Annotated in this window: 22 protein-coding genes; 15 read left to right on the top strand and 7 right to left on the bottom strand. The window is 69.8% G+C overall.

Translation table 11 applies throughout. The features are described 5' to 3' along the window. Positions 1-9 precede the first annotated feature (9 nt). From manA to ASC55_RS04740, 4 genes are all read left to right on the top strand, one after another. Positions 10-1188: a mannose-6-phosphate isomerase, class I gene (gene manA, locus ASC55_RS04755; RefSeq protein WP_327038117.1), complete on the top strand. Its 1179-nt coding sequence runs from the start codon at positions 10-12 to the stop codon at positions 1186-1188. Positions 1189-1352: 164 nt separating this feature from the next. Then, positions 1353-1673, top strand: a complete 321-nt coding sequence (locus tag ASC55_RS04750; RefSeq protein WP_081603945.1) for a WhiB family transcriptional regulator — start codon at positions 1353-1355, stop codon at positions 1671-1673. Between the two features lie 103 nt (positions 1674-1776). Continuing rightward, positions 1777-4791: a glycosyltransferase gene (locus ASC55_RS04745; RefSeq protein WP_055873004.1), complete on the top strand. Its 3015-nt coding sequence runs from the start codon at positions 1777-1779 to the stop codon at positions 4789-4791. Continuing rightward, entirely contained in the window at positions 4788-6173 is a 1386-nt protein-coding gene (locus ASC55_RS04740; RefSeq protein ID WP_055873001.1) for a DUF5719 family protein, read from the top strand. Before ASC55_RS04745 ends, ASC55_RS04740 begins: the two co-directional genes overlap by 4 nt. A 29-nt stretch (positions 6174-6202) precedes the next feature. Here ASC55_RS04740 and ASC55_RS04735 read toward each other — a convergent pair whose 3' ends face one another. After that, the gene (locus tag ASC55_RS04735) at positions 6203-6631 is read right to left on the bottom strand and encodes a hypothetical protein (RefSeq protein WP_235563087.1); all 429 of its coding nucleotides are present in this window, start codon (positions 6629-6631) and stop codon (positions 6203-6205) included. Between the two features lie 78 nt (positions 6632-6709). Between ASC55_RS04735 and ASC55_RS04730 the strand changes: the two genes are divergently transcribed. From ASC55_RS04730 to ahcY, 5 genes are all read left to right on the top strand, one after another. Next, positions 6710-6916: a DUF3499 family protein gene (locus ASC55_RS04730; RefSeq protein WP_021199833.1), complete on the top strand. Its 207-nt coding sequence runs from the start codon at positions 6710-6712 to the stop codon at positions 6914-6916. A 100-nt stretch (positions 6917-7016) separates the two neighbouring features. Continuing rightward, complete coding sequence (locus tag ASC55_RS04725) at positions 7017-7943, top strand: efflux RND transporter periplasmic adaptor subunit (RefSeq protein ID WP_055872998.1); 927 nt, start codon at positions 7017-7019, stop codon at positions 7941-7943. Then, positions 7940-8692, top strand: a complete 753-nt coding sequence (locus ASC55_RS04720; RefSeq protein ID WP_082524237.1) for an ABC transporter ATP-binding protein — start codon at positions 7940-7942, stop codon at positions 8690-8692. Before ASC55_RS04725 ends, ASC55_RS04720 begins: the two co-directional genes overlap by 4 nt. Continuing rightward, positions 8689-9903: an ABC transporter permease gene (locus ASC55_RS04715; protein WP_055872993.1), complete on the top strand. Its 1215-nt coding sequence runs from the start codon at positions 8689-8691 to the stop codon at positions 9901-9903. The genes ASC55_RS04720 and ASC55_RS04715 overlap by 4 nt, the downstream gene beginning before the upstream one ends. A gap of 43 nt (positions 9904-9946) precedes the next feature. Continuing rightward, a complete protein-coding gene (ahcY, locus tag ASC55_RS04710) occupies positions 9947-11392 on the top strand; it encodes an adenosylhomocysteinase (protein WP_055872990.1) in 1446 nt (481 codons plus the stop codon). A 47-nt stretch (positions 11393-11439) separates the two neighbouring features. Here the strand turns inward: ahcY and ASC55_RS04705 are convergent, their stop codons facing one another. Continuing rightward, positions 11440-12249 carry an RDD family protein gene (locus tag ASC55_RS04705; protein WP_055872987.1) on the bottom strand — a complete coding sequence of 270 codons (810 nt, stop codon included), beginning with the start codon at positions 12247-12249 and terminating at the stop codon, positions 11440-11442. Between the two features lie 16 nt (positions 12250-12265). Here ASC55_RS04705 and ASC55_RS04700 point away from each other — a divergent pair, with 16 nt between their 5' ends. Next, positions 12266-13258 carry a stage II sporulation protein M gene (locus ASC55_RS04700; protein ID WP_055869090.1) on the top strand — a complete coding sequence of 331 codons (993 nt, stop codon included), beginning with the start codon at positions 12266-12268 and terminating at the stop codon, positions 13256-13258. A gap of 58 nt (positions 13259-13316) precedes the next feature. On the opposite strand, the gene ASC55_RS04695 is transcribed toward ASC55_RS04700, so the two are convergent. The 5 genes from ASC55_RS04695 to ASC55_RS04675 are packed head-to-tail and all read right to left on the bottom strand — an operon-like array spanning position 13317 to position 18932. Continuing rightward, positions 13317-14624 (bottom strand): DUF58 domain-containing protein, encoded by a 1308-nt coding sequence (locus ASC55_RS04695; RefSeq protein WP_055872984.1) that lies wholly within the window; start codon positions 14622-14624, stop codon positions 13317-13319. Next, positions 14625-15548 (bottom strand): AAA family ATPase, encoded by a 924-nt coding sequence (locus ASC55_RS04690; RefSeq protein ID WP_208323723.1) that lies wholly within the window; start codon positions 15546-15548, stop codon positions 14625-14627. Between the two features lie 44 nt (positions 15549-15592). After that, the gene (locus ASC55_RS04685; RefSeq protein WP_055872981.1) at positions 15593-16843 is read right to left on the bottom strand and encodes a DUF4350 domain-containing protein; all 1251 of its coding nucleotides are present in this window, start codon (positions 16841-16843) and stop codon (positions 15593-15595) included. After that, entirely contained in the window at positions 16840-17481 is a 642-nt protein-coding gene (locus ASC55_RS04680) for a DUF4129 domain-containing protein (protein WP_055872978.1), read from the bottom strand. The genes ASC55_RS04685 and ASC55_RS04680 overlap by 4 nt, the downstream gene beginning before the upstream one ends. Next, positions 17478-18932, bottom strand: a complete 1455-nt coding sequence (locus ASC55_RS04675) for a glycerophosphoryl diester phosphodiesterase membrane domain-containing protein (protein WP_055872974.1) — start codon at positions 18930-18932, stop codon at positions 17478-17480. Before ASC55_RS04675 ends, ASC55_RS04680 begins: the two co-directional genes overlap by 4 nt. A 98-nt stretch (positions 18933-19030) precedes the next feature. Here ASC55_RS04675 and mtrA point away from each other — a divergent pair, with 98 nt between their 5' ends. The 5 genes from mtrA (at position 19031) to hpf (ending at position 24643) form a co-directional block, all read left to right on the top strand. Then, positions 19031-19711 carry an MtrAB system response regulator MtrA gene (mtrA, locus tag ASC55_RS04670; RefSeq protein WP_017831103.1) on the top strand — a complete coding sequence of 227 codons (681 nt, stop codon included), beginning with the start codon at positions 19031-19033 and terminating at the stop codon, positions 19709-19711. A gap of 7 nt (positions 19712-19718) precedes the next feature. Further along, positions 19719-21398, top strand: coding sequence for an MtrAB system histidine kinase MtrB (gene mtrB, locus ASC55_RS04665; protein WP_055869085.1), 1680 nt, complete (start codon positions 19719-19721; stop codon positions 21396-21398). Next, positions 21395-23113, top strand: a complete 1719-nt coding sequence (locus tag ASC55_RS04660; RefSeq protein WP_229778893.1) for an LpqB family beta-propeller domain-containing protein — start codon at positions 21395-21397, stop codon at positions 23111-23113. The genes mtrB and ASC55_RS04660 overlap by 4 nt, the downstream gene beginning before the upstream one ends. Before the next feature lie 93 nt (positions 23114-23206). Continuing rightward, complete coding sequence (locus ASC55_RS04655) at positions 23207-23854, top strand: ComF family protein (protein WP_055872971.1); 648 nt, start codon at positions 23207-23209, stop codon at positions 23852-23854. A gap of 132 nt (positions 23855-23986) precedes the next feature. Next, positions 23987-24643, top strand: a complete 657-nt coding sequence (hpf, locus tag ASC55_RS04650; RefSeq protein ID WP_055869082.1) for a ribosome hibernation-promoting factor, HPF/YfiA family — start codon at positions 23987-23989, stop codon at positions 24641-24643. The last annotated feature ends 67 nt before the right edge of the window (positions 24644-24710 follow it).

Raw genomic sequence — 24710 nt, 5'->3', positions numbered from 1 at the left:
TACCGCGCCGTGCTCCGAGCGTCCCTGAACGCCGCAGCGCGGCTCTACGCTGGTGGCATGCTGCTGAGCCTCACGAACACGCCCCGCGACTACGCCTGGGGATCGGACTCGCTTCTCGCCGACCTCGAAGGCCGCACGCCGACCGGCGCACCGGAGGCCGAGGTCTGGTTCGGAGACCACCCCGGCGACCCCGCCGATGTGGCCGACGGCGGCACGCTCGATCAGGTCACAGGGGGCACGCTCCCGTACCTGCTCAAGCTGCTCGCGGCGGGGCGCCCGCTCTCGATCCAGGTGCACCCGACGATCGAGCAGGCTCGCGACGGCTGGGCCAGGGAGAGCGCCCTCGCCTCGGACGACCCGCGGCGCAACTATCGGGACGACAACCACAAGCCGGAACTCCTCGTCGCGCTCAGCGAGCGGTTCGAGTCGCTGAGCGGGCTGCGACCGGTCTCCGACACGCTCTCCCTGCTGGAGACGCTCGACGACAGCGACGGCGTCCGGGAGCTGCGGGCACGCCTGAGCGCCGAGGGCGATGCGCTGCGCGACGTGATCGCGTGGGTGCTCGGCGGCGAGGCGCGCACCGAGGTGGAGGAGATCATCGCCGCGATCGTCGCGGCCTCGACGCGCGCCGACGCGGGGGAGTGGGGCACCACGCTCCGCGCGATCGCGGGTGTGGCGCGGACCTATCCGGGCGACCCGGGCGTCGTCGTGGCGCTTCTGATGAACCACGTGGTGCTGAAGCGAGGAGAGGGCGTCTTCCTACGCGCCGGTCTGCTGCACGCGTACCTCTCCGGCCTCGGCGTGGAGATCATGGCCGCGAGCGACAACGTTCTGCGCGGCGGCCTCACCCCCAAACGCATCGACGTCCCCGAACTCCTCTCGATCCTCGACACCACGCCCGGCGAGGTGCCCGTGCTGCGAGGGGAGGGTGAGGGGCCGATCACGTCCTATCCCGTTCCGGTGCCCGACTTCGCGCTCGAGCGGGTCGTCCTCGACGGCGCGCCGATCGGGCTCGAGATCTCGGGACCGACCATGGTGCTCGCGACCGCCGGCGAGGTCGCTGTGGCCTCGAACACGGGGAACGAGGTCGCGCTCCAGGTCGGCACCGTCGCGTTCGCGGATTCCGCGGAGGGGTCCCTCACCGTCTCGGGCGTCGGAGAGGTGTTTATCGCGGGCCCCGGGCGCTGACCCGCACGCCGACGCTCCGGATTCCGACACGCCGATGACGGCCCAAGAACCTTAAAGAGTTGCTTGAGGGTTTACCATCCGCGACTTGACCGGAGCGAATGACACGGGTGTAATTAGTCATGCGCACGGCCCGCCGGGGGGCGGAGACAGGGTTGGAGATCGAGATGACGGGTTACCGTTCAGACGTACCGGAGAACTGGTTCGTCGATCCGATCAACCTCGGCGTTCCCGGGGTGCGGCGCACCGACGCCGCCGACGACGACAACGCCCTCGCCTGGCAGAGCGATGCGCTCTGCTCGCAGACGGACCCCGAGGCGTTCTTCCCTGAGAAGGGCGGATCCACCCGAGACGCCAAGCGGATCTGCACATCGTGCGACGTCCGCGGTGAGTGCCTCGAATACGCTCTCAACAACGATGAGCGATTCGGTATCTGGGGCGGACTCTCCGAGCGCGAGCGCCGCAAGCTCAAGCGCCGCGCGAGCTGAATCGCCCGCTGCCGAACCGCGAACGATGAGGCCTCATGGCTTCGCGGGCGCGCCGCGTCGGGTACGCCGACGTCGACCGTCGCGCGCATAGGCTGACGACGTCATGCCAGCCCGAGTTCACGCCATCATCGTCGCGCGCACTGGATCCTCTTCCCGAGCGCAACTCCTCCGCACTCTCGAAGCCCTCCGCGCCCAGACCACGCCCGCAACCGCTGTGACCCTCGTCGTCTGCGGCGATGCGTCGTCCGTGCGCGAGAGCGAGGCGGTGGCGAGCACCGTCGAGGGGATCATCGAGGCGCGCGCCACCACGTCCTTCGCGGAAGCCGTGGAACTGGCGCGACCGCGTGTCGCCGAAGGATCGGCGATCTGGCTGCTCGCGCAGGACACGGCGCCGCATCCGCGGGCGCTGGAGCGTCTGAGCGGCACGCTGGAGCGCTCGCCCTCCGCGGCCATCATCGCTCCCAAACTCGTCGCCACGGACAACGACCGTGAGATCGTCTCCCTGGGCGTCAGCATGACCACGCTCGGGCGCTCGGTCGAACTCGCCGCAGGGGAACTCGACCAGGGGCAGCACGACCGCTCCGACGATGCCCTCGGCGCCGATGTGCGAGGCCTCCTCATTCGGGGTGAGGTCCGCGACGCCCTGCGCCCGGATCCCGCACTCGCCGGTGCCGACGAAGGACTCGATCTCGGTGTGCGCGCCCGCCTGGGTGGAGGCCGCGTCGTGCTCGCACCGAGCGCGCGGATATCCGTCTCTCCCGGCGGGCCTGCCGCGCTGCCGTCCGGCCGATCGCGCCGGGCCTACGTGACCCGCCTCGCTCAACTGCACCGGCGCCTGGTCTACGCACCGGCGGCTGCCGTGCCGCTGCATTGGCTCAGCCTGCTTCCGCTCGCGCTGTGGCGATCCGTCACCGACCTCGTCGGAAAGCGGCCGGAGGCCGTTCTGCCCGAATGGGGGGCCGCGCTCACGGCCATGTTCCGCTTCGGCGCGATCGCGCGCTCCCGTGCCAGGATCAAGGCCTTCCGCACGTCGACCTGGACCAGCATCGCGCCGCTGCGCGTGACCTCCTCCGAGCTGCGACGGCGTCTGGACGACGGTCACGGCAGCGAGGGCGGTGCCGTCAGCGAACTGCGATTCTTCTCCGGAGGTGGAGCCTGGGCCGTGCTGGCGGCGCTCGTCGTCAGCATCGCGTCCTTCACGAGTCTGCTGGCTTGGCCGACGCTCGGGGGAGGAGGACTGCTCCCTCTTCGGCAGACCGTCGCCGCACTCTGGAGCGACGCGGCATGGGGAGTGCGCGACGTCGCCGTCGGCCTCGTCGGACCCGCCGATCCCTTCGCCGCCGTCGTGGCGGTGCTCGGCTCGCTCTGGCCTGCCGGTCCGTCCTTCGCCATGGTGCTGCTGTGGCTCCTCGCGCTTCCGCTCGCGGTCCTGGGCGGGTGGTTCGCCGCCACGCGCGTGACCGACCGCGAGGGGCTGCGGATCTTCGCCGGCGTCGCCTGGGCTCTCGCGCCCACCTTCCTCACCGCTCTGATCGACGGACGTCCGACCGCGGTGCTCGTCCACCTCCTGCTTCCCTGGCTCTTCCACAGCGCCGTCGTCGCGCACAGGTCGTGGGGCGCGGCCGGAAGCGCGTCACTCCTCCTCGCCGCCGTCATCGCCTGCGCGCCGTCGCTGGCCCCCGCCCTCGCCCTGCTCTGGATCATCGCGCTGGGCATCGTGTTGGGAACCGCGCAGTTCCGAGGTGCGGGACGACTGCTCTGGCTGCCGCTGCCGACCATCGCGCTCTTCGCGCCGCTCGCGATCTGGCAGCTCTCTCACGGCACGCCTCTGGCACTCCTGGGCGACCCGGGACTCATCTGGGCGGGGGCCCAGGCCGCAGCGGATGCCACCGGGCGTCTCGCACTCGCCGGAGGGTTCCCGACGGAGGCGCTGGCCGGCTGGATGGACGTGATCCCCGCACCCATCGCCGCCTGGGCACCGCTGCTGTGCGCTCCCCTCGCCGCGCTCGCGCTCGGCGCGGCGGTGGCTCCGCGGTGGCGAGCGGGCATCACGCTGCTCGTCGTCGCGCTCTCCGGGCTTGCGACGGCGTTCCTCGCGGTCGGCGTCACGGTGAGTTTCGCCCAGGGCACTCCGGTCGCGATCTGGCCGGGCACGGGCCTCAGCCTGGCCTGGATCGGTGTGGTCGGCGCGGCTGTCGTCACCTTGGACACCGCTCTCACCCTTCCCCGGCTGCGGATCCTCGCCGCCGTCGTCGCAGCATCCGCCCTGGCGGTCTGCGCGGTCCCTGCGCTCAGCGCACTGCACATGGACCGTTCGGCGCTCACGAACGGCCCCGATTCCACGCTGCCGGCGTACGTCGCGGCGCAGGCCGCGGGCGATCGGCCGATCGCGACCCTCGTGCTCACCCCGCAGAACGACGGCGGGCTCGCCGCAGAGGTGGCCTGGGGCGCGAGCGAGACGCTGGGTTCGCAGTCGACCATGCTCTCCACCGCCGTCGAGCCGCAGGGCGCCGACATCTCCGGCCTCGCTGTGGATCTCCTCTCGGCCCGTGACTTCGATGCTCCCGGGGAGCTGGCGCAGATGGGCATCAGCTACGTGCTGGTCGCCCAGGTTCCGGGCGAGGGCGACAAGGCGAGGACTCTGCGCACGGCCGCGGTCGCCTCGATCGACCAGCGCGCCGGACTCGTCCACGCGGGAACGACCGATCGTGGCGTGCTCTGGCGGCTCGAGGCCGAGGTGGCCGCGCAGTCGTCGATGACCTCGAGCCAGCAGGGCACCGCACGACTCGTGATCACCCTCCAGCTGCTGGCGGTCTTCGCCGCTCTCCTGCTGTCGATCCCGACCCGTGCGTCACGCCGTGCGGCGCGCGCGCAGTCCCGGATCGTCGGTCGCGTAGCCGACGAGCCGATCGTCCTGCCGCGGCACGCGGAGGACAGGGAGCTCCTCGACGACGTCCCGGTCGGGGCGATCGAGGATCCCCAGGATGAGCCCGCCCTGAACGACGAGGCGATGGCCCCGATCGCCGAGCCGGTGATCGATGACGCGCCGGCACCGAGTGTCGAAGCATCGACCGCCATCGATGAGCAGCACCCGAAGTCGACCGAGGAGGACCGATGAGCAGCGGGACCCGCGCATTCCGAGTCGCTGCGACGGGCGCTCGAGTCATCACCGGTGTCGCCGTCATCGCCGCCTGCGTGATCGGGGTCGCGACAGCGGTGCACGCGCCATGGCCGGTCGTCGAACACGACCCCGCACAGGTCGAGGTCACGCCCGTTCCCGGCGACAGCACTCTCGTCTGCAACGGCGATCTCCGCGCCCTCGGACGCGACTCGTCGGCCCCGCTGGACATGCTCTCGGCAGCGTCGCCGACCCTGACGACCGGAGGCACGGGGGGAGACCCCGCGGCGGAGGGGCTCGCGATGACGGACCTCCCGGACGCAGGCGGACCGCAGGTGCTCACCGGCGCGGTTGACGGACGCTCGGTGCCCCTGATCGCCGGCGCGGAGTCCGTCACGATCGCCGCCGACGACCTCGCGGGGTACGCCGCGCTGCCCTGCGGGGTGCCGCGGTTGGAATCCTGGCTGGTCGGGGGGAGCGTCGACACCGGCACCGAGGACATCGTCACGCTCACGAACGCGGCCGACGTTCCGTCGACGGTGACACTCTCCGTGTACGGACCTGCCCGCAGCACCCGGACGGTCATCGTCCCCGCTCGGTCGCAGGCAGCTCTCCCGCTCACATCGTTCGCCACCGGCAACGACGTGCCGGTGGTCAAGGTGAGCGCGGTGGGCGCACCGGTGCGAGCCGCCCTCCAGTCCTCGCTCGTGCGCGTTCTCGATCCCGCCGGCATCGATCTCCAGGACTCGGTGGCGGGGCCGCAGCAGAAGCTCGTCTTCACGGGAGTGCAGGCCTTCGCGGCCAGCGGCGATGATGCGGAGATGGCCGTCCTGCGAGTGCTCTCACCGGGTGTCGCCGCGCGCGTCCAGGTGACGGTGCACGCGGAGGGCGCGACGGGCGCCGCTGACGCGTTCACGGTCCCGGTCGAGGCCGATCTGCCCTCTCAGGTGTCGCTTTCCGGCCTCGAGCCGGGGCAGTACACCGTCGAGGTCGAATCCGACGTGCCGCTGGTCGCCGCGATCAGGCAGCAGGACGGATTCGGTCTCGACTCGGACTTCGCCTGGGTGATGCCCTCCCCGGAGCTCGACGTCGACGTGGTGTTCGCGGTTCCGGCCGGCCCCGACGCCCGACTGCAGCTGGCGAACACGTCCGACCGCGATGCGACGGTGACGCTGGAATCCCTCGACGGCGGCCAGCCGCAGGAGATCGTCATCCCGGCGGGACGCACCGGCGGACTCGAGGTGCCCGGGCGGACCACCTATCGGATGCAGACGACAGCCCCCGTGCATGCTGCGGTGACCCTCACGGGACCCGGGGCGATCGCGGTGCTGCCCGTTCAGGCGAGCGGTGCCGGAGAGAAGCCGATCACGGTCTATCCCTGACCGAGGAGAGAGTCTCCGCAGCGGGAATCTCAGTGGTCGTGGCCGAGATCCCACGGCTCGCGGCCGACGTACTCCGCCGCTGCCCGGAACACGGCGCTCTCGATCGCCATACGGCGGTGCGCCGCATCGTCGTGTCCCGGGGGGAGGAGCCGCTCGATGGGAAGACGGAACAGCACGATGCGCTTGTTCTTGCGGTCGAGGTACCAGCGCGGCACCTCTTCGGTCGCATCGAATCCCGGGATCGCGCCGATCTCGAACCTCACGTCCTGCAACTCCGGCCATGTGCCGCGGAGGAATTCGACCGCGGTGCCGACGGTGAGATCGAATCTGTCGAGGCGGCCGTCGAGCGGAGCCAGCGGTGGCCGCACGACCTCGCTGCGGCCGAGGCGGCCGTGGCGGCCGTGTCGCGCCCCGCGCCGAGGGGCTGCGGAGGTCTGAGTGGCACGGCGACGAGGCATGACGAAAGTCTAGGCGGTGCCCGGCGCGCCCGGCGCGGCATCCGCGGCCGCGACGGGGTGCGCCGTACGCTGGCGGAGATGGACGGACGACTGTGCTCGAAGGTCGGCTGCGCGCGAGAAGCCGTGGCCACCCTCACCTACGACTACGGCGACCAGATGGCGGCCCTCGGCCCGCTCGGTGCCGCGAATGATCCTCAGGCGCATGATCTGTGTTCTCCGCACGCGGACCGGCTCTCGGTTCCCGCCGGTTGGCTCGTCGTGCGTCACGAGGCTCTGCGCGCCTGAGGTCGTCGCCTCGACACGCGGACGCACCGGTCGGCCCGGATCCGAACTCTGGATACGCTGACCGCAGGCGTGCCAGGGCGGCGCTGCCGGAAAGGCACTCGTGATCGTCTGGCGTCGCTGGATCTTCCCCCTGCTTCTCGTCGTGATCTTCGGAGCGTGCGCAGCCGCTCTCGTCAAGATCGCCTTCTTCCCCGACCGCGCGGAGAGCGTCGTCAGCCCCGAGGCCTCTGTCACGGATCCGATCGTCGCAGTGGAGCGCGGGTCGGTGGTGAACGCTCTGAGCCTGAGCGGGAACGTCGCGCGTGACGACGCCTACGTCGTGCGTGGGGAGCTCAACGGCACGGTGCTCGCCGTGCACGTGGGGGAGGGCGCGGCGGTGGCTGCCGGCCAGAAGCTCTACACCGTGCGCCAGGACGACCCGCGCAAGGACATCGACGTGCTCGCGCCCGAGGCCGGCGACGTGTCGGAGCTCGCCATCGTCAAGGGACAGACCACCACGGTCGGGACCGAGACCTACAAGCTCACCCCGGCCCGATACCATCTGCTGGCCACCGTCGATCCCGTGCAGCTGTACCGCCTCGTCAACGCCCCGACCGAGGCGACCGTCACCATCACGGGCGGCCCGGCACCTTTCGCGTGCACCGGCGTCGGGGTGCAGGTGACGGCGGAGGGCACCGCGAGCGTGCGCTGCGCGGTACCTGCGGACCAGACGGTCTTCGCCGGGCTCCCCGCGAAGATGGATCTCGCACTCGGTCAGGTCGACGATGCGCTCGTGATCCCGGTCACGGCTGTCCAGGGCGGCGCGGGATCCGGCAAGGTGTGGGTCGACGCGGGCGACGGGTCCGACCCCGAGGAGCGCTCGGTGACGCTCGGCGTCAATGACGGCGTCATGGTCGAGGTGACGGAGGGGCTGGCCGAGGGAGACAGCATCCGCCAGTTCGTGCCCGGCTTCGTCGCTCCGGTCGAGGAGTTCTGCTACGAGGTCTCCCCGGGAGTGGAGCAGTGCGACAGCGGGATGAGCTGGTGAGTCTCGTCGCGCTCGACGACGTCTCCAAGAGCGTCCTGCTGGCCGATGACTCGCGCCTGGAGATCCTTCGTGGCATCACGCTCGAAGTGGCTGCAGGAGACCATGTCTCGATCGTGGGACGGTCGGGGTCGGGGAAGTCGACGCTGCTCAACATCCTGGGGATGCTGGATGCACCCACATCCGGATCGGTCGCGTTCGAGGGACGCGAGGTGCGCCGGATGCGCTCGGGACGGCTCGACCGTCTGCGCGGGGACAACGTCGGCTTCGTCTTCCAGCAGTTCAACCTGCTCCCCGGGCGCACCGCGATCGACAACGTGATGATGCCGCTCGGCCATGCCAAGGGACGCATGTTCTGGAATCGTCGTCAGATCGCCGCCGACATGCTCGAGCGGGTCGGCCTCGGGCATCGCATCGAGCAGATCGCCGACAGACTCTCCGGCGGTGAGCAGCAGCGCGTCGCCATCGCGCGGGCACTCGTTCGCAAGCCCGTGTTGATCCTCGCGGACGAGCCGACCGGCGCGCTCGACATCGACACGGGGGCATCCGTCATGTCCCTCCTCGACGAGGTGGCCACCGAGACGGACGCCGCGCTGGTCACGATCACCCACGACCTCCACGTCGCCGCGCGTGCGCGCCGGCACTACCGGCTCGACGCCGGGCGTCTGGAGACGGTCGACCTCAGCCGCGCTTTCGAGGCCTCGACCCTGGCGGCCTCGGTGCCGTCCGCGCCGCCGGAGTTCGTCGCATGACCGGCCTCCTCGGCGCTCTCTCCGACGCCTGGGCGGAGATCCGCGTGCACAAGCTGCGCGTCCTGCTCAGCCTGATCGGGATCGCCGTGTCGGTGGGGGCGCTCACCGCGGTCGTGGCGATCTCGGAATACCAGCGCCAATTCCAGGCCGAGCAGTCCGACCGATGGGGAGGGCGAGCGGCGACGGTCGTCGTCTCCGTCAGCAGCGATGACGGCACACCTGTCGACGCCGACGAGTTCGATGCGCGCTTCAGCCGTGTCTCCGAGCGCTTCGGGTTCAGCCACACGGCGCGTATCGCCCAGGGAGTGCTCCTCGACGTGCAGCTCCCCGACGGCATAACGCCGGTCGCCGCGCGTGTCATGGACCCCGCGTTCTCGCAGATCCACCGGGAGCGGCTTCTGGAGGGGCGCTGGTTCCTCGACTCCGACGTCGAGGCGATGGCGCCGCCCGTCGTGATCACGGAGCCGCTCTGGGAGCGTCTGGGACGAGTGCCGCTGACGCAGCACCCGACGGTCACGCTCAGTGGCCCGGCCGGCGGCACCTACCAGGTGGTCGGCATCACACCGCGCCAGGGCTTCGGCGACGAGGAGCTGCGCGTGGACCTGCTCTACGACGCGTACCGCGCGCGCGTGGATGCGCTGCCCGCCGACGCCTGGACGCAGTACGAGATCTGTATGGGAACGGGGCAGGTCGACCAGATCGCGCCGGTGCTCGCGATGGATCTCCGAGCGGGCCTGCCCGAGGGACAGACGGTCACGGTGAACCGCTCCGACTGGGCGGCGCAGCCGGGAGCTCTGGACGCTCAGGCCACCTTCGAGATGGTCACCGGGGGTATCGCAGCGCTGATCCTCGCTCTCGGTGCGCTCAGCCTGATCAACATCCAACTCGTGGCGATGCGCCAGCGCGTGCGAGAGATCGGGGTGCGGCGCGCCTTCGGAGCGAGCTCGGGGCGGGTGTTCTTCGCCGTCTTCCTGGAGAGCCTGGTCGCGACGACCGTGGCAGGCGTGATCGGGATCGCGATCGTCGTCGCCGTACTGCGCTCGGAGTGGATCATCACGTCGATGTTCTACGGGATCCAGGACATCCCGCCCTTCCCCATGCGCGCAGCGCTCATCGGTCTCCTCGCCTCCGTCATCGTCGGGGCGGTGTCGGGATTCATCCCCGCCCTGGTCGCGCTGCGGGTGAAGGTGATCGATGCGATCCGTTTCTGACACACGCCTGATGTCGGCCACTTCATGATGGAAGAATGAGCGCATGACCGAGCTCGAGTACCGCGTCGCCGACCTGTCCCTCGCCGAAGCCGGCCGTCACCAGCTGCGACTCGCCGAGAACGAGATGCCGGGTCTCATGGCGCTTCGTGAGGAGTTCGGCGCCGCGCAACCCCTGAAGGGCGCCCGGATCGCGGGCTCGCTGCACATGACAGTGCAGACCGCCGTCCTCATCGAGACGCTCGTGGCGCTCGGCGCCCAGGTGCGGTGGGCGAGCTGCAACATCTTCTCGACCCAGGACGAGGCGGCGGCTGCGGTCGTGGTCGGCCCCGGTGGCACCGTCGACGCGCCGGCAGGCGTTCCCGTGTTCGCATGGAAGGGCGAGACGCTCGACGAGTACTGGGCCTGCACCGATCGCATCTTCGACTGGTCCTCTGCAGGTTTCGACGGACCCAACCTGATCCTCGACGACGGCGGAGATGCGACCCTGCTCGTGCACAAGGGCGTCGAGTTCGAGAAGGCCGGTGCCGTTCCCGAGCCGACCGAGACCGACTCCCACGAGTACACGATCATCCTCGACCTGCTGCGCGCCTCGCTCGCGGTCGCACCCGATCGCTGGACCAGGCTCGCCGCTGGCCTCATCGGCGTCACCGAGGAGACCACGACCGGTGTGCACCGGCTGTACGAGCTCGCGGCCGCGGGGGAGCTGCTCTTCCCCGCCATCAACGTGAACGACTCGGTCACCAAGAGCAAGTTCGACAACAAGTACGGCATCCGGCACTCGCTTCCCGACGGTCTCAACCGTGCGACGGACGTGCTCATGGGTGGCAAGGTCGCCTTCGTCTGCGGCTACGGAGACGTCGGCAAGGGGGCTGCTGAGGCTCTGCGCGGTCAGGGTGCGCGCGTGATCGTGAGCGAGGTGGATCCGATCTGCGCGCTGCAGGCCGCCATGGACGGCTTCCAGGTCGCGCGTCTGCTCGACGTGGCCGGCGAGGTCGACATCTTGGTGACCGGCACCGGCAACCGGGACGTGGTCACGACCGAGCATTTGCAGGCGCTGAAGCACCTCGCGATTGTGGCGAACGTCGGTCACTTCGACAACGAGATCGACATGGCAGGGCTCGAAGCACTCGACGGCGTGGAGAAGGTCGAGATCAAGCCGCAGGTGCACGAGTGGCGCATGCCGAACGGTCGTAGCGTCCTGGTTCTCAGCGAAGGACGCCTGATGAACCTCGGCAACGCCACGGGGCACCCGTCGTTCGTGATGAGCGCGTCGTTCACCAACCAGGTGCTCGCACAGCTCGAGCTCTACACGAACCTCGCCGCCTATCCGACCGGCGTCTACGTGCTTCCCAAGGCGCTCGACGAGAAGGTGGCCCGCCTGCACCTCGATGCTCTCGGTGTGCAGCTGACCACGCTCACCGACGAGCAGGCCGCCTACATCGGGGTACCCGTGGAGGGGCCGTACAAGCTCGAGCACTACCGGTACTGAGCACGCCCACTGCGGAACGGTGCTGACAGGAGGCGCCGCGTACCGGCTCAGACGCCGACGCGTCTACCGGTGAGCCGCTCGGCGCGCCGATCGGAGTTCTGCAGTGCTCTGCGCTCGCGCTCACGGCGCAGCGCCGTGATCCCGATCAGGATCTGCTCCGGCGGTGCTGAGGGCATCGGGGAGACGAAAGGGCTCGCCTCGGTGAGCAGATCGAGGGCGACCCGCTCCCGCGCGGCCGGGATCATGCGGGGAGCGCTCTGCAGGAACTGGGAGATCCGGCGGGCGAGCCGGTCGGGGAGACGCGCGACGTCGGCGATCTGGGCCCAACCGGCCAAGGCCGGAGGGAGCACCGGGACGTGCGAGACGAGTGCCGGTGTGCGCACGCGCTGGCTGTAGGTTCCGGCGACCAGGTCGCCCAAGCGCTGCGACCGCGCGTTGAACGCGCCGGTGAGCACGGCGACGCCGCCGAAGGTCATGTAGATCTCGAGCACACCCAGAAGGGCTCGGATGAAGGCGTGACGGAACCCGGCGGCACCACCGTCCGCGCGTACGATCCTGCCGCCGACCGCCAGCTTGCCGAGACTGCGCCCCTTCAAGGCGACCTCCATCGTGATCGGCAGGACGACGAAGCTCACGACGAACGCCGAGACCAGGGCGATGCGGTCGGTGGTCTCATCCAGAACGCCGACATCCAGCAGCCAGATGCGCAGGAAGATCCACAGGATGAACACGGCGTATCCGAGGAGCATGTCGATCGCGGCGCCGAGCGCCCGCAGGAGGAACCCCACGGGCTGCACATCGATCGCGACGGCTTCGCCGGAGAGCACCTCGTCGGAGACGTCGATCGGGACGGACATGAGTACAGTAAATCAGGTGGATGCCGATGCGCTGACCGATGCACGCCGCGCCGAATGGGAGCGACTGGACGAACTCAGTCGCGCCCGACTCGACGGCGACGGGGTGGACGAGCTCATCGTGCGATACCGCGCCGCCTCCGCCGATCTGGCCGAGCTGAAGACATCCGTCGGCGACTCGCCCCAGGGCGCGTATCTGTCCACCATCCTCGTTCGCGCCCGGCTGCGCCTCACCGGCGCGTCCGACAGCATCCTCACGCAGACGGGACGATTCTTCCGCCTGCAGCTTCCTGCTGCGCTGTACCGCCTGCGCTGGACGACGCTGGTGATCGCGATCTCGTTCATCGCGGTCGCCGTCGGTACCGCAGCCTGGATCGCGAGCGATCCGGCGCTGGTGGCGACCCTGGGCTCCCCGGCGGCCCTCGAGCAGTACGCGGACGAGAGCTTCACTGGGTACTACACCGAGAACCCGGCCGCTGCCTTCATGGGGATGGTCTGGACGAACAACGCCTGGATCGCCATGCAGTGCGTGCTCTTCGGCGTCACCGGGATCTGGCCGGTCTACGTGCTCGTGCAGAACGCGATGGGACTCGGCACCACCGGGGCCGTGATGGCCGTCCACGACAAGGCCGACCTCATGGTCCTGTACATCCTCCCGCACGGAATGCTCGAGATGACGTGCATCTTCGTGGCGGCTGCCGCCGGCTTGCATGTGTTCTGGGCCTGGGTCGCACCCGGCCACCGCACGCGAGGGGAAGCGCTCGCCGAGGAGGGGCGAGCGCTGGCGACCGTCGCGATGGGGCTGGTGTTCGCCCTCTTCCTCGCCGGTCTCGTCGAGGGCTTCGTGACCGGCTGGGCACTGCCGTGGCCGGTGAAGATCGGCATCGGCGCCGCCGCGCTCGCCGTGTTCCTCATCTACATGCTGGTGATCGGCGGGAGGGCGCATCGCCAGGGCGAGACCGGCGATCTCGTCGAATACGAAGCGGGCACCCCGCGCCTGGTCGTCGGCTGACTTCCGGCACCGGGGGAGGCCGCCCCGGGGCTCGGGCTCGGTCTCGATCGGTTCGGCGTCAGAGACGACCCGCCGCCTTCAGCTCGAGGTAGCGATCGGCGATCCTCGGGGGAAGCTCCTCCGGGTCGGCGGCGATCGCCTCCCCGCCGGCTCTGCGGATCGCGTCCGCGACGTTCTCCGCGTCGCGGAGGGAGCGTTCGGCGGCCGCTGCCAGGTACACCTCTTCCCGGGAGTCGCGACGGCGCGCGAGCGCGGAGATCCCGTCGTCGGTCACGGATCCGACGAGCACGGTCGTCGCACGAGACGCGTTCGGGAAGGCTCCGAGGAACCCACGGGCCGACTCGGCGGCATCCTGCGCCGTCAGTGCCACGATCAGCGAGGGACGCGTGGTGAGCGTGCGCACGGCGGCGAAAGCCCCACGCCAGTCCGTATCGACCAGTCGAGCGTGCACGGGAGCCATGGCGTCGGTCAGCGCCGGGAGGAGAGCAGCGCCATCGACACCCGTGACACGACCGCGCACCACCCTGTCGTACATGAGCAGGTGCACGTGGTCGCCCGCGCGCGAAGCGAGCGCGGCCAGCAGCAGGGCCGCCTCGAGTGAGGCGTCCACGCGCGTGCCGTCGCCGACACGCGCCGCCGCGGTGCGCCCCGTATCGATGATGATCACCACATGGCGGTCGCGTTCCGGTCGCCAGGTGCGCAGCATGGTCGTTCCCGCCCTGGCGGTCGCCCGCCAGTCGATCGAGCGCACGTCGTCGCCGCGGACATACTCGCGCAGCGAATCGAACTCGGTGCCCTGGCCGCGCACCTGGATGCTGGTGTTGCCATCCAGTTCACGCAGCCGCGCGAGGCGGGACGGAAGGTGCTTGCGCGAGGAGAACGCGGGGAGCACGCGGATCGAACCACGGACCGAATGACGTGCCTGCCGGCCCGCGATGCCGAGAGGGCCGCGCGATCGGATCATCACGAACTCGCTGACCAGCTCACCGCGGCGGCGCGGAAGCAGCGGAATCGCGACACGGCCGCGTTCGCCCGGGGGCAGGAGCAGTCGCTGTCGCTCCGTCGGCGCGCCCGCCGTCGGCTGCCAGGCGTCACGGATCACCGCGTTCAGCATCTTCGTACCGTGGTTGTGCACGGCCACGCTGACGGGGACGGGCTCTCCGATGCGCACGCGTCGGGGGAGTCTGCGGCTCACCGTGACCGAGCGAGGACTCGCGGCGAGGGCGACGTCGGTGGCGACGAGCAGCAGGCACAGACCGATCCAGGCACCGAGAACCGCGTACGCCGGGTAGCCCGCGAGCCCGGCGATGACGAGCGGGATGAGGCCCACGGCGAGGGCGACGGCGAGGCGGCCGGTGACGAACACCTAGATCGGCACCCTGGTCTGCTGCACCACGGAGGTGAGCACCGCATCGGCGGACACGCCCTCCATCTGGGCATCGGGTCGCAGCTGGAGGCGGTGACGCCACACCGGAACCAGCATCGTCTGCACGTGGTCGGGGGTGACCGCGGAAGAGGCGTTCAGCCAGGCCCACGCCTTCGCCGCGGCGAGCAGACCGGTCGAGGCGCGTGGGCTGGCTCCCAGCTCGACGGACGGCGACTGGCGGGTCGCACGAGCGAGGTCGACGACGTATCCGAGCACGTCGTCGGTGACCTCGACCGCTGCGGCCGCCTGCTGTGCCGCCCTGATCTCGTCGGCGGTGACGACGGCCTCGACGCCGGTGAGCTCGCGAGGGGAGAAGCCCTCGGCGTGTCGGCGCAGCACCGACACCTCCGCGTCTCGCTCCGGCATGCCGACGACGAGCTTCATCAGGAAGCGATCCAGTTGCGCCTCGGGCAGCGAATACGTGCCTTCGTGCTCGATGGGGTTCTGCGTCGCGGCGACGAGGAACGGGTCGGGCAGGGGACGGCTGACGCCGTCCGCCGACACCTGGCGCTCCTCCATGGCCTCCAGGAGTGCGGCCTGGGTCTTCGGCGGCGTGCGGTTGATCTCGTCGGCGAGCAGGATGTTCGTGAACACCGGACCCGCGCGGAAATCGAACTCGCCGGTGCGTGCGTCGTACACGAGTGAACCGGTGACGTCGCCGGGCATCAGGTCGGGGGTGAACTGGACGCGCTTGGTGTCGAGCCCGAGTGCCCTGGCGAACGAGCGGACGACCAGGGTCTTCGCGACACCGGGGACTCCCTCCAGGAGCACGTGGCCCCTGGCGAGGAGGGACACGAGCAGTCCGGTGACGGTGCCAGCCTGGCCCACCACCGCCTTGTCGACCTCGGTGCGCACCCGGTGCATGGCCTGACGCAGCGCGGCGTCGTCGATGGGATGGTTCTCAACGGTCACGTGTTTCCCTCTGATTCTCGGGGATGGGTGGTCGGATCTGATCGGTCGGCGTGGGTGCTGTCGTCCACGGCGGTCTCGAGCTGGTCGAGGCGTCTGGCGAGGTCGACCAGGCTGGCGTCGTCGTCGGGGAGCGGCCCGGCCAGCAGGGTCTGCAGTGTGCCGCGCGGGATGCGCAGTCGGTCAGAGGCCGCATCAGCGACCTCGTCGGCGCCGGCGTGGACGGCGAGTCCTAGTCGTCGGGCGAGCCGGCGCTGCGTCCCCTCGCGGAGAGCCTGCGCGGCGTGCGCCGCATCCGCAGCTCTCGCCGTGAGACGTGCACGTCCGTGCATGGTCTCGGATGCGCGCACGGTGACCGGAAGCGTCTCGGCGACGAGGGGGCCGAACCGCTGGCCGCGCCAGAGGGCAGCGGCTATCCCTGCGGCGATCAGCAGCAGGATCGCAGGAGTGACCCAGGTCGGTGTGAGGCTTCCGAGCGTGTCGATCGGCTCGGCTTCGATATCGGAGTCCGCGAAGCTCGGGACGTACCAGACGATGCGGTCGGTCTGGCCCAGCAGGGCGAGGCCGAGGGCGGCGTTGCCGTTCTCGGCGAGAGTCGCGTTGCTGAAGAGCCTCGTGCCCTCCACGACGACACGTTGCGGACGGGCGCGGCGGTCCACGAGCACGGCCGCACCGTCGGCGTCTCCGAAGCAGGCCTGCACGCCGTCCGCGGGAGTGAACAGGCGGTCGGCGCGGATCGTCCCCACCTCGGCGAACTCGGCGACGTCGCAGTCCGCCGTCGCTGCCGACAGTGTTCCCGTGGCGTTGTCGCCGATGCCGAGCTCGTTCAGCAGGTGTGTGCTGGTGGAGAGGAAAACGACGCGCTCCGCGGGCTCGGTGAGCGTCTGCAGGGCCTCGTCGGTGAGCGTGTACGGGTTGGACATCACGAGCGTCGTGCTCTCGTCGATCGCCGCGCGCGCCTGGGATCGAGAGCGGTGCACCTCGATGTCGACCCCCTGGTCGCGCAGGATCTCGGCGAGCGCGAGCGCGCCGGCGTCATCGCGTGCCTCCGGATCGAGCGCTCCTCGTGCTCCGGGTGCGGTCGCGGCGACACGAAGACCGACCAGCGCGACGATCAACACGAGGGCGGCGACGATCGTCCACCCGATGATCGTCTTCGCCCGACTCGGGCGGTGCTCCGCGGTGGAGGGATCACCCGGGGACGATGCGGCAGTGGGGGAGACGGTGGGCTCGTGATCGATCACACTCATGCCGGCACTCCTTCGGGGCGGCGCGCGCGGATCCGGTCATCGGTGTCGACGAGGTCGCGATACGTCTCCGGCGTCGCGGAGTGCCCGAGGTAGCGGACGTCGTCGAACGAGACGGCCGCTCGACGCATCGCGCCGGCCTCGTCGGCGAACACCGTGCTCGCGTCGCGGGCGATCGACTGGGCCGTCGCGCCGGGGGCCGGATCGATCAGGTCGCGCTCGCGCAGGCTGCGCGCGATGGCCCGGTAGCGGAGGATGGTCGCTGCATCCCAGTCGCGCTCGCGCGCGGCCCGGTCGGCGTCCGACCTCAACTGTGCGGCGCTGCGATCGTCGGCTGCTCCGAGGAGGTCGCCGGTGGGACGCCTGACCGCGCGGGAGCTGCGCGGTCTTCCCCAGATGATGAGAGCGGCGATCAGTGCGGCCGCGATGATGACGGTGACGATGATGAGCGCGGACGGCCCCACGTTCGCGCCGTTGCCCGAACTGAAGAGGTCAGCCAGGAAGCGGCCGATGTCACGGGCGAGGAGATCGAACCACGTGGGTTTCGCGTCGGCGTAGCGGGGATTCGAGAGCTCTTCCTCCGCCCAGCGTCGTGCGTCGTCCCCATCGGGGACGAAGAGGTCGTCGAACCGTCGGATCATACGGCGCCGTCGGCCCCTGGCGCTGTCCAACCGCCGTCAGTGGGAGCGTCTCCGGCGGCAGGGCTGCTGGGCGTCGGGGACGCGCTGGTCCGGACGGGAGGCACGGGAGGCGCAGGAGGCGGCGGTGCGGGGAAGGCGACGGAGGGCGCCGAGGCCGCTGCTCCGTTCTGCGTCTGCGCAGGAGGCGGCACAGGAGGCTGTGCAGGCGAGCCCGGTGCGTACGGGTACGGCGTCCCCGCGTACGGCTGTGCGGGAGAGTACTGCGGAGCGAACGACGGCGCAGCCCCCGGCTGCGTGACGGGTTGCTGTGCGCCGTACTGCGCGTACGCATACCCCTGCGACATCATGACGTGCTCCGGCACCTGGCGGGGCGGCGGCGCCGAGGTGACAGCGCGCGTCGGGTCGACGCGGAAGGGGTCGTCCTGCTGCTCATCGGTCCAGCCGAGGTCGCGGCGCTCGACATACGCGATCAGGGTCTGATCCAGCCCCTCGTAGCGCATCCGGCAGTCGAGGTAGACGAGTGCGGAACCGGTGCTCTGCACCACGAGCGTGATCGCCTGGATGACCAGGAGCAGGATCTGCGGGGCGATGAGCGTCACGATGAAGGCGATGACAGCGCTGGGGTCCTCGGCGCCCGTGGGTGCGACCACGGAACCGAGAAGGGAACCGAGCAGTGTGACGGGCACGCTGACGACCTGCGCCGCGATGCCCATGATCGCGCTGATGAGGAAGGTCACCCCGAACGCGACCCAGAAGCGCCCGCGGGTGAGTCGCCAGGATCGCACGAAGGCGTCACGGAAACGCGCACGCTCGAGGACCAGGATCGAGGGCACCAGCAGCAGCTTCGTGGTGAGCCACACCGCGAGCGGGATGCAGGCGAGGACGATGACGATCACCACGAGGACGACGACGCCGACCATCTCGACGCTGCCGCCAAGACCCCCGGCGATGAAGGCGGCGATGATCACCGCGGCGATGATGAAGATGCCGAACACGGCAGCCACCGAGAGGGAGGCGAACCCGGCGAGTCGCCAGAACGCGGGGGCCATCCGGTGCCAGAGCATGCGCAGCGTCGCCTTCACCCCGATCGCGGCGTACCCGATCTCCGCGGCGACGACGCCCTGCATCATCGCCGTGAAGGCGATCGAGGCCAGTCCGACGGCGAGTCCGGCGATCAGGTTCACCGCGATGGTGCCGGCCATCACCGCTTCGAAATCCGGAGAGGAAGGCGAGACCGTCTCCAGGCGGCTGAAGGTCGTGAAGAGGACGACGCCCATGACCACGGCGGTGACGACGACCACGACGAGCTGGATCACGACGGCGAAGCCGAAGAGCACCTTGGGGTTGTGCCGCAGCGCCGCGAAGGCCTTGCCCAGCAGCATCCCGAACGACAGTGGATGAAGGGGAATGATGCCCTTCTTCGGGGCAGGCGTCCACGTCTGGCCGGTCACAGGCACTCCCTCTCCATCGCGCGCTCCCATCGTGTCATATCCGATGCGTGGCGCGCAGACCTGGGGTCGGCGGGACTCGGTGCCATAAGGTAACTCTTATGACCTCACGTATTCTCGTGGTCGACGACGACACCGCGCTCGCCGAGATGATCGGGATCGTGCTCCGCACCGAAGGCTTCGAGCCGGTGTTCTGCGCGGACGGTGCGCGCGCCGTCGACGAGTGGCGCACGCAGCGGCCCGACCTGGTGCTGCTCGATCTCATGCTCCCCGGTATGGACGGAATCGAGATCTGCACTCGCATCCGTGCCGAGTCCGGCGTGCCGATCATCATGCTCACCGCACGCAGCGACACCGCCGATGTGGTCCGCGGACTCGAGGTCGGCGCAGACGACTACATGGTCAAGCCCTTCAACCCGAAGGAACTGGTGGCGCGCATCCGCACGCGGCTCCGGCCCACGCCGCAGGCCACGAGCGAGCAGCTCCGGGTCGGGGATCTCACCGTCGACGTCGACGCGCACGAGGTCCGTCGCGGCACCGCCCCGATCGCTCTCACGCCGCTGGAGTTCCAGCTTCTCGTCGCGCTCGCCTCGAAGCCTCAGCAGGTGTTCTCCCGGGAGATGCTGCTCGAGCAGGTCTGGGGCTATCACTACAAGGCCGACACCCGTCTGGTGAACGTGCACGTGCAGCGTCTGCGCGCGAAGGTCGAGCTCGACCCCGACAACCCGAAGATCGTCATGACGGTGCGCGGCGTGGGCTACCGCGCCGGGAGCGTCGGCTAGGAGCACGATGGCCGCGACGACAGCGACCACCACGACGGTCGCTGTCCTGCGCGACTGGCGAGGCTGGCCGACGATGCTCGCCATCCTCTGGCGACGCTCGCTCCGCTTCCGCACGCTCTCGATAACTCTGCTCGCCACCTCCCTGGCGATCTTCATCACGTGCGTGACGATGGCCCTGGTCATCCAGAACGATCTGTTCATCTCGCGCAAAGACGTCGCTCTCGAAGACTCCCGCCGCGCGGTCGATCAGGCGCAGGGGATCCTGGATGTGGCCGAGGTGGGAGACGACTCCGCTGCACTCACGGAACTCTGGAACAGCGTCCAGTCGAATCTCACGCGCACATCGAGCACGGATCAGCTCGCCGGGTTCAAGATCGACAACGCGAAGGGCGTCCGCCTGAACGGCTTCGAGGCGGGGTTGAGTCGGAGCCTGCTGAGCCCCGAGCTCCAGGCCCGCGTCGTGGAGTTCGACGATCGCCAGGCCTGGCAGTCCGTGGCGCTGCCCGTCGCGGACGGGGGAGAGGTCCCCGGCATCATCGTGGGCCAGCAGCTCCAGGTGCCCGAGGCGGGAGCGTTCGCGATCTACTTCGCCTACGACCTTGGCGATGCCGATCAGACCCTCGTCTTCGTGCAGCGCACGCTCTGGATCGCCGGGATCGGTCTGGTCGCGATCGTCGCCGCGATCTCGTGGATCGTCCTTCGCGCGGTCTCCACCCCGATCGTGCAGGCCGCAGAGACCAGCGCACGGCTCGCGGCAGGCGACCTCGGGGTGCGCCTCGAGGTGCACGGAGAGGACGAGTTGGCCACGCTCGGACGCTCCTTCAACGCGATGGCGGACAGCATCGAGTCGCAGATCAAGGAACTCGGCGAGCTGTCGATGGTGCAGCAGCGCTTCGTGTCGGATGTCTCGCACGAGTTGCGGACACCGCTGACCACGATCCGCCTCGCTGCGGACATGCTCAACGACCAGCGCGAGGAGTTCGACCCCACCACCGCGCGGACGGCGGAGCTGCTGCACGCCCAGGTGCAGCGGTTCGAGACGCTGCTGTCGGATCTGCTGGAGATCAGCCGCTACGACGCGGGATCGGTGCAGCTCGAACTCGAGGCGACGAGCCTCACCCACCTGGCCGAGGACATCATCGAGCAGATGCGCCCGCTCGCGGAGGGCCATGGCACCGAGCTGCGGCTCGTGGCGCCTGGCGGCTACTCACCCGTCGACATGGATCCGCGGCGCGTGCGCCGGGTGCTGCGCAATCTGATCGGCAACGCGATCGAGCACGGCGAGGGGCGTCCCGTCGTCGTCACGGTCGACAGCAACCAGCACGCCGTGGCGGCGGGGGTGCGAGATTTCGGCCTCGGGATGCAGCCCGCCGACGCGGAGCGGGTCTTCGACCGCTTCTGGCGCGCCGACCCCTCGCGTCAGCGCACGATCGGCGGCACGGGACTCGGGCTCTCCATCGCCCTGGGGGATGCGAGTCTGCACGGCGGCACGCTCGAGGTCTGGTCGGAGCTCGGTGTGGGAACGAACTTCGTGCTCACGATCCCCCGGCACGACGGGATCCTGGACGGTCCGAGCCCGATCTCCATCGAGCCGCAGGAGCCGTTCGCGGAGATCGGCGACGCGACGCAGCCGATCTCGTTGACGGACGCGCCCGCCGGTCTGTTCGACGAGGAGGACCGGTCATGACCCGGCGACGAGGGACACGGAGGATGCTGGCCATCGCGCTGGCACTCACTGCGCTTGTGCTTCCTGCGTGCGCGGGACTGCCCACCAGCGGCGATGTCGCCGTCGGCCTGAAGCTCGGGGAGTCCCCGCAGGACGTCGACATCCTGCCGGTCGCCTCCGGCCCCATCACGGGTGCCGGGCCCGAGGAGATCGTCGAGGGCTTCCTCGAGGCCGGCATCACGACGACCGAGAACTGGGACACCGCACGCGACTTCCTCTCGCCCTCGCTGCAGCGGAGCTGGAGTCCCTCGGCAGGTGTGTCGATCGACGTCGGTACGGATACCAGGACCATCACCTCCTCGGTCCCCGACGACGAGGTGGAGGGTGCGGACACCGCTGAGGTCCAGGTCACGCTCGACCTGGTCGCGAGCGTCGACGACTCCGGCGGCTACTCCGAGGCCCTCGGGTCATCCAACGTGGCGTTCACGCTGCAGCGGATGGAGAGCGGCGAATGGCGCATCACGCAGGCGCCGGACGGCGTCGTGATCGACGAGACGCGCTTCACCAAGGTCTTCGAAGGGTATCCGCTGCAGTACTTCGACCTCGGCTGGTCGAGACTGGTGCCTGACATGCGCTGGTTCCCGCGGCGGCAGAGTCCCGCGACGACCGTCACGCGGGCCCTCATCGGCGGCGAGCCCAGCGGATGGCTGGACCCGGCGGTGCAGAACGCCTTCCCCGCCGACGTGCAGCTGGCACAGGACGCGGTGCCCATCGTCGGGCAGGTGGCCGATGTCGCGCTCACGCGCCCCGCTTCGGGCCTCGATGCGGCCACTCTCGCCCGCATGCGCACCCAGCTGCAGGCGACCCTTCGCGGCGCCGGCGTCGCGGTCACCCAGGTACGGTTCACCGTCGACGGGCGCGACCTCGGTGCCGGCGTGGCGGACGTGGTGGAGCCGTCGGCCGAGGTCGGCACACTCGTGCTGCAGAACGGCGCCTTCGGGCGGATCGTCGGCGATGAGATCTCGCCCCTCACCGGTATCAGCTCGGAGATCACCGCCATCACGCAACCCATCGTCTCGATCGATGTGGCTGCGGATGACTCCCGCGCCGCCACGCAGCTCGGTGACCAGCACGTCTATCTGATCGGCGAGGGAAGCCTCGACGAGCTCGATTCCCGTCCAGGGCTCATCAGACCCTCGCTCGACTCCTACGGGTACACCTGGTCCGTCCCCGCGGGAGCGCCCACGGCCTTGCAGGCGTCGGGGAGCGATGCCGTGGCCCATCAAGTCGCGACGGCGTGGCCGAGCGCCTCGGCGATCTCTCATCTGAGGGTCGCACCGGACGGCGCCAGGGTGGCTGCCGTGGTGACCGTCGGCAAGCAGATGTGGGTCGTGGTCGCAGCCGTGGTTCGCGACTCGGCGGGCATCCCGATCGAGCTCGGCGAGGTCAAGCAGTTGACCCAGTTGTTCGAGCCGGCGACGGGGCTGTCCTGGCTGGGTGCAGACCGTGTGGGAGTCCTCGTCGATCCGAACAGCCCGCGTCTTCTCACTCAGATGGTGGGAGGGCCCGGTTCGGCAGAGGCCGCCCCGAGCAATGCGATCTCGATCGCAGGCGCTCGCACCGCTTCCGGCGTGCGGATCCTCGGAGCGAACGGCGAGCTGTTCGCCCACGCGGGGTCGGCATGGCGCGAGGTCGCGTCCGGCGTCTCCGTGCTCGCCACTCGCGTCGGCGAGTGACATTCCCTGCACCGACGGGGGTCGTCACACGATCGTGCGCAGAACGGAGTGCGGTGGCGGAACCGGGCGGATCCACGGCCGCATACTCCTCGCATGTGGACGAAGCCCCAGCTGATCGGCGTCGGCGCGGAGATCGCCGCGTTCCTCCTCGCAGCGACGTGTGCCGGCTGTGATGAGCCGGGAACACTCCTGTGCCCGCGATGCCGAGAGGCGCTCGCACCGACCCCGCAGATCGCGGTGACGCCTCGAGGGATGCAGGTCACGGCCGCCCTTCGGTTCGAGGGTGTCGCGGCCCGGTGCATCCGTCGCCTCAAGGGTGAGGGCGAGACGCTCCTCGCCCGTCCGCTCGGCGCGGCCCTGGCGACGGTGCTCGCGCCTTCGGTGGGCGCGGCGACGTGGGTCGTGCCGGTGCCGACGACCAGGAGCGCGTTCCGTCGGCGCGGCTATCGCGTCCCCGACCTCCTGATCCGTCGAGCGCAGTCCGAGCCGCAGCGGCTGCTCTCCCTCGCGAGCCGCACGGTCGACCAACGTGATCTCGGTGTGCGGGCACGAGAGGCGAACGTACGCGGAGCCTTGCGTGCGCGTCGGAGGGGGGAGGGCGCCGAAGCGGTGATCGTCGACGACGTCGTCACCACCGGGGCGACGCTGGATGAAGCGTCGCGAGCCCTGAGATCAGCCGGATTCCGTGTGGTGGCGGCGGTCGCGCTCGCCGCCACGCCGCGTCGCAGCGGATTCGGATGAACCTCATCGGGGATGCACCGGCGACACAGGGGAACCAGACCGTGACATCCGCCGATCAGCGGACTACGGTGGGGGGACACAAGGCGACCACGGTCCGCCCTTGGCCGGGAGGACCGGGACAAGGAGGCAGCAATGGAAACAAGCATCGTTGGCGTCGGAGTGGGTATCACCGATCGCTTCCGAACCGTTGTCGAAGAGAAGATCGCCAAGATCCAGATGCTCGCGTCTCGCGCGCAGAGACTGGATGTGAAAGTCACCCATCGCGTGTATCGCAACGGTCGTGTCCCCGACGAGACCGTCGAGCTGACACTGATCGGGAAGGGACCGGTCGTTCGCGCAGAGGCGACGGACGGAGACAAGTTCGTCGCCCTCGATCTCGCTGTCGACAAGATGTCCGAGCAGCTGCGTCGCGCCAAGGAGAAGCGAGTCGACGGACGACAGCACCCCCGCGGCGCGCACTTCGAGAAGGGAAGCGGATCGCTCGAGGGCATCGACGTCCAGCCGGCGTCGGCCGACATCCTCCACGCGGTGGCGACCGGCAGCATGCCGGTGCAGCAGAGCGAAGAGGAAGAATACTCGCCCGTCGTCATCCGCACGAAGAGCTTCGATGCGGAGTGGATGACCGTTGAGGAAGCCGTCGACAGGATGGAACTGGTCGGACACGACTTCTTCCTCTTCGTGGATGTGCGCACCGACCACCCGAGCGTCGTCTACCGCCGCAAGGGCTGGGATTACGGTGTGATCGCGTTGAGCACTCAGGCTCCGCCCTCCGAGGCTCTCGCCTCCTGATCCGCAGTGCACGACGGCCCGATCCCGGAAGGGATCGGGCCGTCGTGATGTCCGGATGCCGAGACGC

The sequence above is a fragment of the Microbacterium sp. Root322 genome (genome assembly GCF_001425645.1).
GTDB classification, from domain to species: domain Bacteria; phylum Actinomycetota; class Actinomycetes; order Actinomycetales; family Microbacteriaceae; genus Microbacterium; species Microbacterium maritypicum.
This window is presented reverse-complemented; position numbering and strand designations above follow the sequence as displayed.